The organism is Methanobrevibacter millerae, from assembly GCF_900103415.1.
Classification (GTDB): Archaea; Methanobacteriota; Methanobacteria; order Methanobacteriales; family Methanobacteriaceae; genus Methanocatella; species Methanocatella millerae.
In genome coordinates this window covers 61,410-75,250 of the sequence record NZ_FMXB01000001.1, presented here as the reverse complement: position 1 = coordinate 75,250, position 13,841 = coordinate 61,410, and the positions used below count along the sequence as shown (strand labels likewise).

Genomic DNA, 13,841 nt, shown 5'->3' with positions numbered 1-13,841 from the left:
AAGAAGGGGGAGAAAAAATGAAAACGTTAATAATATACTATTCAAGCGGCGGAAGCACAAGAGTAATGGCTCGAACCCTTTCAATGCACTTGAAGGCAGACATTATAGAAATCAAGGACATGAAAAAGAGAAGCGGTCTTGCAAACAGATTCCTATCTTCCATAGATGCATTCAGGGAATCCAAAACTGAGATTTCACCTGCAAAATTGGATTTATCCGGTTACGATTTGATTTATATCGGAACACCGACATGGGCAAACAATGCGGCTCCGGCCATAATTACCATTATTGACAGATGCAACTGGGCAGGAAAGGATGTTATCCTATTTACCACAACAAGCAACAGCGACGGCGAATCCACACTTGACAGGATGGAAGAAAAGATCGGAATGCGTGGAGGAAGGGTAATCAAAAGCTTTCACCTGCAGACCAAGGACAAAATTCCTGAAGACATAATTACAGATACTGAAAGCCTTATTCAGATGCTGGATTTAAAAATGTACGGTGGGATTTAAATGAAATCAGAATTAAAAATTAAAGCAATTGAAAACGGTACCGTTATAGACCACATTACCGCAAACAAGTCTCTTCATATCCTTAAGATTCTAGGACTCCCCGATGAAGATACAATTAACGTGACTGTTGCTATGAACGTTTCTTCCAGCCAAACTGAAAGAAAGGACATCGTTAAAATTGAAAACAGAGAAATTGACCATGAAGAGCTAAACCAGATTGCATTAATTGCCCCCGAAGCTACAATCAACATTATAAGGGATTATGAAGTTGCAAAAAAAGACAAGATAATACTTCCTGAGAAAATTACCTCAATTATCAAATGCACAAACAGCAAATGCATTACAAATTACGAAAACGAACCTATAACTTCAAAATTCCATGTTATTGAAACTCAGCCGCCGGTTCTAAGATGCCATTACTGTGAAAAATTAATAAAACATGAAGATATCGAAAAACAATTCGAATAATCTTCACTTATTTTTTTAGATAATCAGCCAACCTTTTTGAAAGAGCAAGAATTGTCAATATAGGAGGCTTTCCTGGAGAAACGGGAAGGACACTTGCGTCACTTACAAACAATCCTTTAATCTCGGTTTCCTGATTGCTGTCAACGACTTTTCCAATCGGTGCCGTTCCGCCAGGATGTGCACCCCTGTAAACGGTTGAGCCTATTGTACTTGGATCAACGCCCGCTTCACATAGAATAAATCCTGCGGTGGCAACCCCTTCGGCCAGATACCTGATGTCCTGAATCGTGTTGATTTTGACAACATCGCCGTCATCGGTAACGTATCCCTTGGCCTCATCTGAAGTCTTGACCATTATGCTCAGTATATCCTTATCGTCAACTTTTTCAATGTCGATGTTTCCTTTGATGAATGATGAAAAGTGTGGGGATAAAACGAAGTTCTTGCCAATTACCAAACCTGCCATCTGAACTTCAGTGTTGAATTTTATGTCTTTAAGGTATCCTCCAACTGATACGAAAGGATCAAAGAATATTTCCCTGCCGGCATCGATTCCGGACTTCCTTAAAATTAATGTGGAGCCTATTGCGCCTGCAGACAATACGACGGTATCGGCCAATAATGTCTCTTCTGAACTGTCCTTTACGTATTTGACTCCCTTGACTTTTGAATCTTCGGAAAATACTTCAGTTACTTCCGCTTCACTTATCAATATGGCACCGCATTCAACGGCCTCATCGACGAAGTCCTTTCCGGACCACTTTGCGTCAACGGGACATCCAAATGCGCAGTTTCCGCACTGTATGCAGTCGCTTTCACGAATGCCTTTAGGCATTTTCATGGTTTTCAAGCCCAGTTTATGCCCGGCATCCAGAAATAGCTGAGTTCCTCTTCCGATATGTGAATCATCAAGCTGATGAACATTAATTAAATCTTCAACGTAATCATACTCTTCGGATATGTCAATTCCGTATTCATGCAATTCCTCATCCAGGGCGCGCACCATGTTTGACATTGAAACGATTGTGGCTCCGCCTATGCATGTCGTAGTCAGCAAATCCACTTCATCGCTGTATGCATCATAATAGTTGAATGCGTCCTTTGAATGAATATAAGGACCTTTTTCTATAATCGTTACGGGAATATTGTCCTTTGCCAATTCACGGGCGATTATTCCCCCACCAGCGCCCGTACCAACAATAACTATCATTTATAAATCACCGAATTAAAATATGTCAATTGTTATATTTACATAAACTACTATAAATATTAAAGTATTATGAAATTCAAACTATTAAATGATTAGCTTTTGGAGCGATTAGAATGGAAGAATACATTAGCTTATTTGAAAATGTTATAGAAAAAACAATTCCTAAAGTCGATTATATCGATATAAGAGCCGGAAAAGGAAACACTACATCAATTTTAATGAAAGACGGAGAAATTGATGAAATCAATACCGGAATGAGTGTATCCGCCAGAATCAGAGTATTGAATAATGGAGCCTGGGGATTTGCCTACACAACGGACATTTCCAAGTTTGATGAGATTACCGAAACCGCATTGAAGCTTTCAAACTCCCTGAAAGGAGACGTTGAACTGGCCGAAAGCGAAATAATAAAGGACAAGGTGGCAACTGACGTCAGAATACCTTTCGGTGACATATCAGTTGAAGAAAAGCAGGCCATAATGAAAGAGGCAAGCGAAAGTGCAACGCTTGAAGAGGTTAACAGCACCACCGTAGGTTATGGAGACATCGAAAGCAAAGAGGTGTTTTTAAACAGCGAAGGCTCACAAATCGAGATTAATACAAGCCGTGTAAGGATGGCGCTTAACGCTACGGCAACCGACGGTCAAATAATACAGTTCGGACACGGAAGCATGGGTGGAGTAAAAGGATTTGAAGTGATAGCCGATAGGGACATTGAAGAATTCGGAAGGAAAATCGGTGAAAAGGCAACAAGACTGCTTAAGGCCGAAAGCGCTCCATCAGGCAAATTCAAGATAATAGCTGACCCTGAATTAACGGGCGTGATGGTTCATGAAGCCCTGGGCCATGCAACCGAAGCCGATTTGATACTTCAAAACGATTCCATTCTAAAAGACAAACTGAATACTAAAATCGCTTCAGACATAGTCAATATCTTCGATGATGCAACGATAAAAGACGGATTCGGATACTATCCATATGACGTTGAAGGTATCAAGACAAAAGCCAATCAGCTAGTGAAGGACGGAAAACTGGTTTCCCTATTATCTTCAAGAGAAACCGCATCCAAACTAAACATGAAATCCTCCGGAAATGCAAGATCAATAATAAGCGATGCTCCAATCGTAAGAATGAGTAATACGTACATGCAGCCGGGAGACATGAGCTTTGAAGAACTGATAGAAGACATTCCGGACGGAATATACTTAAAAGGTTCAAGAGGAGGACAGGTTGATACCGGAAAGGGAATTTTCCAGTTCAATGCCGCTGAAGGATTCAGAATTGAAAACGGAGAGCTTTCAACGCCTTTGCGTGACGTGTCACTGTCCGGAAACATTCTTGAAACTCTCAACAATGTAGATGCTTTAGGCAATGATTTCAAGTTAAGCGTTGGATTTTGTGGAAAGGACGGTCAGACCGCACCTGTTGGAGACGGCGGACCACACACAAGAATTATTGATGCCATGGTAGGCGGAAGCAATTAAGGTGATAATTATGATAAGCGAAGAAAACGGACAATATTTACTGAATGTAGCAAAGGAAGCGATTTCAACATATCTGGAAAAGAACCGCAAAATGCTGATACCTGAAGACTGTCCGGCTGAATTAATGGAAGAGCTGGGAGTATTCGTTACTTTAAACAAAAAGCACAGGCTCAGAGGATGCATCGGATATCCGGAACCTGTTAAAAGTTTAATCGAATCAACGATTGATGTGGCCATTTCAGCAGCATTCAACGATCCAAGATTTCCTGAACTTAAAAAGGAAGAGTTCGATCAGCTTGAATTTGAAGTGACTGTACTGACACAGCCTGAATTAATTGAAGTAGCCCATCCGAATCAGTATTTTGATGAAATCATAATTGGTGAAGACGGCCTGATTATTCAAAAAGGCTATGCTAGAGGCCTGCTCCTTCCGCAAGTGGCTCCGGAAAATGGCTTTAATGTAGAGGAGTTTTTAGAGCACACCTGCATGAAAGCAGGAATCAGCGCAGACAGCTGGATGGATGAAAGCTGTGATGTCTACAAATTCCAAGGACAAATATTTAAATAATCAGGGGAAAACTAAATGGTGGAATTGGACAAAAAATACGTTTTTCACATTCCCCTTTACAAATACGTTGATAACGAATTGATAGCTCTGGATATGGACGATATTATTGATGAATTAATAATGCAGTTTAGTGAAAAAGGATACGACAGCCTATACATGTCAATGGTAAAAGGCTACTACAAAACAAGATGCTTTGATGAAATAACAATAACGCTTTACGTATCAAGTGAGTTCCTTGAAAAACATGAATTTCCTGAGAGCATATTCAAAGAATGGTTTAGGAAAAACAATGAGCTGTTGGGCCAGGAAGAGTTTGCCTACGAATGCGGCAATAAAATGCATATTGAAAAACTAACACATTCACAGAGTTAATTGGCCATCCGACTTAATTATAAAATTCCTAGGCGACTCCAAGCAATGAAACAATAAAAATAAATTCATCAGTGAATAAATGAGTCAGGTATGAAACAACAATGTTTTTGGTTTTAACGTATGCGAAAAACTCAAATATTGAGCCCAATCCCTGTATGAAAAGCGCAAATATGAACATGACAGGATTATATGCATGCATGGATGCAAACATTATCATTACCAAAGCAACTGATGCGATTACGGACAGTTTACGGTTATTTGAGTACTTGAAAAAAACCCTCAAGAAAAACATGAATGGAATGAACTTAACGAATTCCTCACCCATTATTGAAAATATCGGAGGAATTAAACTCATAACTGTAATTGAGTTTTCTTCAACGATTCCGCTGCTGACTATTCCGAATTGGGCCAATATCATATCCATAACGAATGCATATAACATATAACCGACAAAAAGAGCTGCTGCAAGAAGGATATCTCTAAGAGACGGCATTCTAAATATTGCCTTGTAATCCCATTTCAAGAAATACAAAACGGGAACAATCAAAACTATACATCCAAGTATTGCAAAATGAATCTTTGAAGAGATAGTAAAGATATATCCTATAAGACCCGCAATGAATAAAACAATCCAGCCCCATTTGGGAATGTGAGGATTTTTATCATAGAAAGGGAAGTCATAGTCCCCATCTTCAAATTTAAACCTGTCCGTCATGTTGTTGAATATGAGCTTGAAGATATTTAAACATTATATAAAATGAAATATGCAATTTAATTTATTAATACTTGCAAAGATTGAAGCAATGACAATGTGTGCATGTGAACAAAAACTTTTAAGATATATGATAATATACTACTTCCAATATAATTTTATACATGTTAGAATTAGATGAACTTTTAAGGATTTTTAATGATGGTTCTGAATTGGAAATGGATGAGGATGCTGCAGAAGCCTGTAACTATTACTCCCAAGAAGCACAAAAAATCACCTGTGAACTGAATTATGAATATCATGACCTTGATGAAATTAGAATACTGTTTTCTAAACTGATTGATAAAAACGTCAGCGATGATTTCAGGGTTTTCCCACCATTCACAACTGATTTTGGAAAAAACATTCACCTTGGGAAAAATGTTTTCATTAATTCCGGCTGTAGATTCCAGGATCAAGGCGGAATTTATATTGGAAATAATGTTTTGATTGGCCATAATGTTGTTCTGGCTACTTTAAATCATAATGAAAATCCTCAAAAAAGAGGCAATTTAATCCCATCGCCAGTCATTATAGGTGATGATGTATGGATTGGTTCAAATGTTACAGTAATCCCCGGTGTCACTATTGGTGACGGAGCTATTATTGCTGCAGGAGCGGTTGTCACAAAAGATGTTGCAAAAAACACGGTTGTAGGGGGAGTTCCTGCACGATACATTAGAGATGTGAAACTTTGAATCTGTTTTCATATTCAAAATAGAAAAAAGAGTGATAATATGATCTTTATTAAAAAAACTTCGATGATATTTATTATTTTAGGTTTTTTGCTTTTATCAGGAGTTAATGCTCAAAATAATGATAATATAATAAAACTTAAAGTTAATGACCATATTTTTGATGTTGAATTAGAAAATAATTCTGCAACACAAGAGTTGGTAAAAAAATTAGAAACCGGCAATGTTACTGTCAATGCAACAGATTATGGTAATTTTGAAAAAGTTGGAAATTTAGGTTTTTCACTACCTGTTAATGACGAAAATATGAACACTGAGGCTGGAGATATTGTATTATATCAAGGAAATCAAGTGTCTGTGTTTTATGACACCCATTCATGGAGTTATACAAAATTAGGCAAAATACAAAATGTCAGTGATTTAAAAGAGGTTTTAGGCTCTGGCAACACAGTATTAGAATTCAGTTTAAGATAATTTTTAAAAAAAAAGGTTAGTTATAATTATTAACTAACTTAAAAATTTTCTTTGTAGAATTCAGCAATTTTATCAAAAGGAATTATATCTAAATCATCATATAAATCCGTGTGAACCGCATCAGGAATGATAAGAAGTTCCTTGTTGTCGCCTTCTAATTTTTCGAATTCATCTTTAGACATATAACATGAATGTGCCTTATCCCCATGGATTATTAAAACCGCTGATCTGATTTCATTTGAATACGCAATGATTGGCTGGGAGATAAATGACATACATCCAATGGCATTCCAACCGTCATTTGAGTTTAGAGAACGTTTATGGTATCCCCTTTCTGTTTTATAATAGTCATAGTAGTCTTTTACAAAAAATGGTGCATCATCAGGCAGAGGATCAACTACTCCACCAGCCCTTACATATTCTCCGTTTTTATAGTCTTCAGTTCTTTGATTGTTAAGCATGACTTTCATTTCATATCTTGCATCAGGATTGTCTGCTTCATCAAAATATCCTTTAGCATTAATACGGGTCATATTATACATTGTTGAGGTAACTGTAGCTTTAATACGGGTATCTATTGATGCAGCATTTAAAGCCATTCCTCCCCAACCACAAATACCCAGAATTCCAATCTTATCAGCATCCACTTTATCATTAGTCACTAAAAAGTCAACTGCAGCCTGAAAATCTTCAGTGTTAATGTCCGGAGATGCCATATATCGAGGTTCACCGGAACTTTCACCGGTAAATGACGGATCAAAAGCAATTGTTAGAAATCCCCTTTTAGCTAATTCCTGCGCATATAACCCTGAGGACTGCTCCTTTACAGCACCAAATGGTCCTGAAACTGCAATTGCAGGTAATTTTTCATTAGCATCTTTGGGTTCATATAAATCTGCAACCAAGCTGAATCCATATTTATTCTTGAATGTTATTTTTTCGTGATTCACTTCGTCACTTTTTGGAAAAACTTTATCCCATTCTTTAGTAATTTCAATATTATCCATAATAAACACCTTTTGTTTATTCAAATTAAATTATTAACATCATAATATATAATAGTTGCGAATGTCAACAATTACTAAATGCCATTTTAAGAAAAATTTATCATATTTTAAATTAAAAATGATTATAATGAATGAAAAATATATGTCAACCAACAGACTGGAAGCATTCTATGATGCAATTATTGCAATTATTGTAACAATTTTGGTTTTGGGTGAGTAGTACAAATTTATCGTGAGTTTTCACATGACTCAGAACATATTGATAATTTTTTATTTCATTTATATTTAAATTAACTTTATTTAGCAGTTATGAAAATCATTATTTTATTTTTACAATACAACAAGAGATTATAAATAATGTTTAACAAACTTTTAATTTAATTAATATAGTATATTATCCACAAATTTAATTAATCATCCCAGTCAAAGAATATTATAAGAAAAGTTATGAGACAAGCAGATACGTAACTTATATTAAAGTGATATAATGATGATTCCAACAATACCGACCCCGGATGAAATATTGGACAAGGGATTCAGCAGAGGAAAGAAAGCCGCTGATTTATTAAGAACCCAAAAAATCCCAAAACATTTGAAAGGAAAAAAAATTGAAGAAAGAAGAGTGGTTACTGCATGTCAGGTAATGAAAGATAAATTGAAATCAATTATCGATGCAGTCCCGGAAATTGAAGAGCTCCATCCATTTTATCAAGATTATATAGACATTACTGTCGGTGTAGACTCAATGAAACAGGCATTGGGTGCACTTAACTGGGCTTATGGAATATTGGCACAGCTTGAAAGGGAATACTCAAGAAAGCTTAAGAGAAGCCCTTCAGAAAAGGCAAGCGCCATTCAAAGAGAAGCCTATGGAAGAATAGCTTCAGTAATTAATAAAATCGAAAAGGACCTTGATTTTTTAGACTTTGCCAAATCCAAGTTAAGGAACATGCCCACCATCGATTTTGACGCTACCACAATAGTTATTGCAGGATTTCCAAATGTGGGCAAATCAACCCTTTTAAGACAGATAAGCGGTGCAGACCCTCAGGTTGCCGATTATCCTTTTACCACAAAGGGAATTCAGATAGGCCATACCGAAAGGCACTGGAAGAGCATACAGTTCATTGATACACCAGGACTGCTTGACAGACCAGTTATGGAGATGAATGACATTGAAATGAACGCTATCGTTGCCCTTGAGCATCTGGCCGATGCGATTCTCTTCATTTATGACGGATCTGAAACCTGTGGATTCCACCTGGAAAGCCAGTATAATCTTCAAAAGCAGATTGCAAAGATATTCGATGAAATCCCTATTATTCACTTATTCAATAAAATGGACATCGAACAGGATGAAGAATACATAAATCAGTTTGTAGACGACCCTGATAACACTTTATTCATATCTGCACTTGACGGAGATGGAATAGACAAAATCAATGAGATAATCGATACCATAGAAAAAATCGACAGAACTGTTGAAGACGAAGAGGAGCTCGACTACTATTAACGATAATCTTATATATGTGAATGTATAATGATATAATCAAACATATAGGAAAAAAACTATAAAGGAGTGAAAATCATGGCAAAAAAAGACATACTTGAAGATAAGATTGACGAAAGAAAAGAAAAATTCGATGAATCTGAAGAAACCTTCGAAAAAGAAGAAGAAAAAACAAGAGAAGGATTATTCGACGAAAAAATCAACGAACACAAAGAAAAATTCGAAGAAAAGAAAGAAAAAGGAAAAATCTACTCTGAAAAATTCGCAAGCGACTTAAACAAAACAGTTGAAGAATTCAAGGAAGGCCTTAAAAACATGCAGCAATACGCTGATGAAAAAATCAACGAATATAAAAACGCTACCATAAGCAATTTAGCTGTTGACTTAATCGAAACAGATAACATTTACTACTTGAAAGTTGCAGTTCCAGGTCTTTCCAAAGACGATATTGAAATCGAAGCCGGCGACAATGACCTCGTAATCAATGCAACCTTCAAACCATTCGCTGAAGAATTGGAATGCATTCTCAAATCTGAAGAGGAAGAAGACGAAGACAAAAAAGATGTTGACATCATCGCTTCTGAATTAACTGTCGGAAGATGCTCAAAAACCGTCAGATTCGAAAACAGCATTGAAGTAGAAAAAATCAAAGCTAAATACGACAAAGGTGTAGTAGTCATTACTATTCCAAAATTAGTTATTCCAAAACATAAAGTAACAGTAGAATAATTCTACTGTTTAAATTTTCTTTTTTTAATAATTAACCTGCATTGCCAATCCCGTTTTCAGAATACAATATACGGGAAGTATCCATAATGCTTATAATCATAATTATTCCAATTATTGACTACGCCAAGTGAGTTTTTGGAACTTATCGTATCGCCTGCAACCCAAGTATCACCAATTAATACCTGAACCCACACGTGACCATATCTGCCATCTCCGAATGTGCATTTTCCATGGACGTATCTTGCAGGAAGGCCTGCAGCCCTGTATAACGCAATTGACAGGTGTGACTGATCAACGCAGTTCCCCACTTTGGAATGGAGCGTTCCCACAGCGCCGTACTTGGTATCATAATAGTAGCCATAGCTTATTGCATCACGCACATAATTGTAAATAGCTTTAGCCTTATCCCAGGAACTGGTTAAACCGCTGGTCAATCTGTTTGCAAGGGAAACGATTTCCGGATTTGAAACCTGACAGTTAATGGACTCAATCAGATACGGAGTCAAATCCTCAATCGTATTTTTCGTATTCAACACCTGTTCGGATACGAAAAGATGTGCCTGGCCGGCAGTGTTTCTCTCGGCGTATTTATAGACAACCACGTATTCCCCTTTGGCCATGCCGCCAACGGATGCGGTAGCTATACCTTCATCATCGGTTAATGCATGCTTGGATACGCCATTGTATATGAATTCAATGTCAGCGTTTTCAATCGGCTTTCCATAAGCGTCATATACCCATACTGAATAATCCCTGTAATATCCAGGATAAATAGTTACGTCATATGCAACGAGCGTGGCTCCGTCAACCAGAACGTGATTAGATGCACTGCACGGAGTGTAAAATACATTGTCGAATGACGTTGAAATTTCGTAATAACCTACAGGCAGATTGATGTTTAGGGAGGCTACTCCTGAAGCGTTCGTTATCCTTTTGTATGTTTTTCCGCTAATGCTGAATGTAACCTCAAATCCTTCCAGAGGACTTTTGCGGTAGTCGATTAACGTTGCGGTGAATACTCCTTTTTCGCCGTGAATGAACGTCAAATCGCTTGTTTGCATATTAACCGGGATTTTTGAAACGACAATCGTATTTGATCCTCTATTGTAATCCGGAGAATCAGGGACGCAATAGGAGTATGAGATTTTATAAGTGCCCGGATTCAGGTTGATGTTTAAACCGGCAATGCCTCTTGAATCGGTAGTTCGGTTATAGAGATTGCCGTTGATATTGAATGTAATGGTTTCGTTAGCCATAGGGTGTGATTTCAAGTCGGTTAACGCCACAGTGAATCTGGAGCCGTCATGATAATACATTTTCAAATCGCTTCCAAATAGACGGTTGGTAGCGTTCTCAACGGTCAAGTTAACGGAGGACTTGCACGGATTGTAATTCCCGTTTCCCCTGAATTCACATTCCAGAGTGTAATTTCCTTCGCTGAGATTTGAAATTACTATTGTCGCTTCACCGTTTTCATTTGAAACCGCATTGACGTTAACACCATTATATCTGAAACTTATTAGGTTTAAAGGAACTGTCTTGTTGTTGACGCCCATTAACGTAACAGTATAGTCTCTGTCAACGCCTACAATAATATGGGCATCACTGGCCTTGATAGTGGAATCTCCCTTATTAATCTTAATCGTTTTTGAAACTGAAAGGCCTTTATTGTTGGTTGCTGTTATGACATAGCTTCCAACTTCAAGATTGATGTTTAAATATGCGTTGCCCTCATTGTCGCTTGTGCGGGTGTAATAAACACCGTTAATGTTGAACACCACATCGCTTTTGGCCAGAGGATTTCCATTATCGTCAAGAACGTTGGCGCAGAATCTGCTGCCGTCCTTATAATTCATGGTTAAATCCTCAGCTGATATCGTAGGCAATACCTCAATGTTGTTTGAGTGCATCTCATTGTTAAAGGAACTGATTGCAGTAATCGTGTAGTTTCCAGGATTCAGGTTGATGTTCATTCTGGCAATTCCGTTTGAATCTGCGGTTCGCTCATAGTAAACGCCATTGATGTTGAAAGTAACTTTCTGGTTTGCCAATGGCTTTCCTTCACCGTTTACGAGAGTTACATAATACTGGGTGTCGTTTTTATAGTATTTCACAACGTCAGAGCCGTATAATGTGGAAATCACGGTGACGTTATTGGAATGCATCTCGCCATTGGCCGGATTGATGGCTGTTAAAATGTATTTTCCTGAATTGAGATTAATGTTGAGCCTTGCAGTACCCTTTTCATTGGTCTTTCTTTCATAATAAACGCCGTTGATGTTGAAAGTGACGTTTGTATCTACCAGCAGATTGCCGCTGCTGTCTTTAAAAGTTGCATAATACTGAGTATCGTTTTTATAAAATTTCTCGATATCATCACCTAAAATCGTTGAGAGGACATTAATGACATGTGAAGTATTTGAAGAGCTATAAATGTCAGTTCCAGCAAAATAAGATGTCACATTATAGCTTCCTGAGTTCAGGTTGATTTTGATTGAAGCAGTGCCGTTAACGTCAGTGGTTCTGGTATAGTTATTTGCATTAATCGTAAATATTACGCTTTCGTTTGACAATGCAGTTCCGTTAACGTCTGTTAGTGAAACCTTAAATGATTCACCGCTTCCAAAATACATTTCAGTGTCGTTTCCGGCCAGAGAGGTTGGAATTGTACCATTGGCCGTAACGTCATCATCTAAAGAATGAAATTCCTGAAAAACAGTCCCTGAGACATAATCCTCACAGGTATCGTTTAAATCAGCAGCTGAAAGTGAACCCATCGCAATGAACAATGTCAGAACAATGGAAAGAATAATTGCATATTTCCTATTAAAAATTTTTACACCCCAATTACCATTTCAAAAAGTTTAATACAAATATGAATATGCAAAACATTATATATAAAATTTATAAAATATGTTAAAAAAGCCTTATTAAAAGCCAAATGTTAAAAAATAGATTAAAATAACAGTAGAATAGCTTCTACTGCTTAAATTTTAGAAATTAATACCTTACCTTGCCGATGTGTCTTGTAGCACCAGGGTCTTCGCCGTTGAAGTGTGCCAGGTAATAGACAAACCATTCCAAAGGAACAACATAAACCAATGGAGACAATAGGTTATTGACATCAGCGTAGTCGCTTAAATTGTATACGATCATTTTAAGCTCAAGGTTTTTGGAAAATTCTATTGCTTTTCTTGTAATCTCATCGGATTCAAAGTCAGAGTCAAAGATAATGATAGGAACGTCTTTTTCGGCACGTTCTATTAAACCATGCCTGAATTCAGCTGAATAAAGTGGACATGCATGCTTGATTGCTCCTTCCATAAGCATTGTCATTGCCAGTTTGAATGAAAGACCGAAGTTAGGGCCGCTTCCAAGACAATAAAAGATTTCCTCATCCTTAAACTCTTCAGCTAACTTTTTGTTATCTTCTTCAGTTGTTTCAAGCAACTCTTCTATGATATCAGGAATTTGCTGCAATTGTTCAAGCAGTTCATCCTTTTTCTCATAGTCTGAAGCTGCAAATAGGATCTGATAAAGACATGCGATTTGTGTTACGTAGGTTTTTGTACCGAGAATAGCTGTTTCCGTTTCACATCTGGTAATAATTGGAGTTTTAGCTTCTTTAATCATAGAACTATCTGGTTCGTTGGAAATGGAAACTGTGTGTATTCCGTATTCGTTTGCACGCCTGAGGGAAGACAATGTGTCAGCGGTTTCACCGGACTGTGACGTGAATATTGCAAGTGAATTTTCCCCTTTCTGTAAAAATTTGTTGTAATTGAATTCATATCCTGAAAATACTTCTATATTCATTGATGTAGACATTCTAATTGCATCTCTAACGCTGTAACAAGTTGAGATAGAACTACCGCAACCAATCAGATAAACCTTGTCCGCTTTCTTGACCATTTCGGAAACTTCGTTCATTGTAGGCAATTCACTTTCAAAAGTTTTTCTAAGTGAATCAGGCTGTTCCATCATTTCATCATACATTTTATAGTTCATGAAAAAAACTCCTCAATTTTTATTATCTTATATTTTTCTAATTTAAAATA

Annotated in this window: 15 protein-coding genes; 10 read left to right on the top strand and 5 right to left on the bottom strand. The window is 37.2% G+C overall.

Going from position 1 to position 13,841, the window contains the following annotated elements:
• The first annotated feature begins 17 nt into the window (after positions 1-17).
• On the top strand, positions 18-515 hold the full coding sequence (locus F3G70_RS00345; protein WP_149730728.1) for a flavodoxin family protein: 498 nt from the start codon (positions 18-20) through the stop codon (positions 513-515).
• On the top strand, positions 516-983 hold the full coding sequence (gene pyrI, locus F3G70_RS00340; protein WP_149730727.1) for an aspartate carbamoyltransferase regulatory subunit: 468 nt from the start codon (positions 516-518) through the stop codon (positions 981-983). It abuts the gene before it with no gap.
• Positions 984-990: 7 nt separating this feature from the next.
• On the opposite strand, the gene F3G70_RS00335 is transcribed toward pyrI, so the two are convergent.
• Positions 991-2,193, bottom strand: coding sequence for a GMC family oxidoreductase N-terminal domain-containing protein (locus F3G70_RS00335; protein WP_149730726.1), 1,203 nt, complete (start codon positions 2,191-2,193; stop codon positions 991-993).
• A gap of 113 nt (positions 2,194-2,306) precedes the next feature.
• Here F3G70_RS00335 and F3G70_RS00330 point away from each other — a divergent pair, with 113 nt between their 5' ends.
• From F3G70_RS00330 to F3G70_RS00320, 3 genes are read left to right on the top strand one after another with little or no spacing between them, the layout of a single operon-like run.
• Complete coding sequence (locus tag F3G70_RS00330) at positions 2,307-3,677, top strand: TldD/PmbA family protein (RefSeq protein WP_149730725.1); 1,371 nt, start codon at positions 2,307-2,309, stop codon at positions 3,675-3,677.
• Between the two features lie 10 nt (positions 3,678-3,687).
• On the top strand, positions 3,688-4,245 hold the full coding sequence (locus F3G70_RS00325) for a TIGR00296 family protein (RefSeq protein ID WP_149730724.1): 558 nt from the start codon (positions 3,688-3,690) through the stop codon (positions 4,243-4,245).
• Between the two features lie 15 nt (positions 4,246-4,260).
• Complete coding sequence (locus F3G70_RS00320; RefSeq protein WP_149730723.1) at positions 4,261-4,617, top strand: hypothetical protein; 357 nt, start codon at positions 4,261-4,263, stop codon at positions 4,615-4,617.
• Between the two features lie 28 nt (positions 4,618-4,645).
• Here F3G70_RS00320 and F3G70_RS00315 read toward each other — a convergent pair whose 3' ends face one another.
• Positions 4,646-5,332: a hypothetical protein gene (locus F3G70_RS00315; RefSeq protein WP_149730722.1), complete on the bottom strand. Its 687-nt coding sequence runs from the start codon at positions 5,330-5,332 to the stop codon at positions 4,646-4,648.
• Positions 5,333-5,493: 161 nt separating this feature from the next.
• Here F3G70_RS00315 and F3G70_RS12475 point away from each other — a divergent pair, with 161 nt between their 5' ends.
• A complete protein-coding gene (locus tag F3G70_RS12475; RefSeq protein WP_149730721.1) occupies positions 5,494-6,066 on the top strand; it encodes a DapH/DapD/GlmU-related protein in 573 nt (190 codons plus the stop codon).
• 63 nt (positions 6,067-6,129) lie between these two features.
• Positions 6,130-6,537, top strand: coding sequence for a cyclophilin-like fold protein (locus F3G70_RS00305; RefSeq protein ID WP_188118016.1), 408 nt, complete (start codon positions 6,130-6,132; stop codon positions 6,535-6,537).
• A gap of 38 nt (positions 6,538-6,575) precedes the next feature.
• Here the strand turns inward: F3G70_RS00305 and F3G70_RS00300 are convergent, their stop codons facing one another.
• Complete coding sequence (locus tag F3G70_RS00300) at positions 6,576-7,544, bottom strand: alpha/beta hydrolase (protein WP_149730720.1); 969 nt, start codon at positions 7,542-7,544, stop codon at positions 6,576-6,578.
• 61 nt (positions 7,545-7,605) lie between these two features.
• Between F3G70_RS00300 and F3G70_RS12200 the strand changes: the two genes are divergently transcribed.
• The 3 genes from F3G70_RS12200 to F3G70_RS00290 all read left to right on the top strand — a co-directional run bounded on the left by F3G70_RS12200 (position 7,606) and on the right by F3G70_RS00290 (position 9,783).
• On the top strand, positions 7,606-7,764 hold the full coding sequence (locus F3G70_RS12200; RefSeq protein WP_223165962.1) for a DUF1211 domain-containing protein: 159 nt from the start codon (positions 7,606-7,608) through the stop codon (positions 7,762-7,764).
• Positions 7,765-8,031: 267 nt separating this feature from the next.
• A complete protein-coding gene (locus F3G70_RS00295) occupies positions 8,032-9,057 on the top strand; it encodes an NOG1 family protein (RefSeq protein WP_149730719.1) in 1,026 nt (341 codons plus the stop codon).
• Between the two features lie 75 nt (positions 9,058-9,132).
• Positions 9,133-9,783, top strand: coding sequence for an Hsp20/alpha crystallin family protein (locus tag F3G70_RS00290; protein ID WP_149730718.1), 651 nt, complete (start codon positions 9,133-9,135; stop codon positions 9,781-9,783).
• Positions 9,784-9,839: 56 nt separating this feature from the next.
• Here F3G70_RS00290 and F3G70_RS00285 read toward each other — a convergent pair whose 3' ends face one another.
• Together F3G70_RS00285 and F3G70_RS00280 are read right to left on the bottom strand one after the other, a co-directional pair.
• Positions 9,840-12,560 carry a transglutaminase domain-containing protein gene (locus tag F3G70_RS00285; protein ID WP_149730717.1) on the bottom strand — a complete coding sequence of 907 codons (2,721 nt, stop codon included), beginning with the start codon at positions 12,558-12,560 and terminating at the stop codon, positions 9,840-9,842.
• Positions 12,561-12,783: 223 nt separating this feature from the next.
• Positions 12,784-13,791 (bottom strand): SIS domain-containing protein, encoded by a 1,008-nt coding sequence (locus tag F3G70_RS00280; RefSeq protein ID WP_149730716.1) that lies wholly within the window; start codon positions 13,789-13,791, stop codon positions 12,784-12,786.
• Positions 13,792-13,841 lie beyond the last annotated feature (50 nt).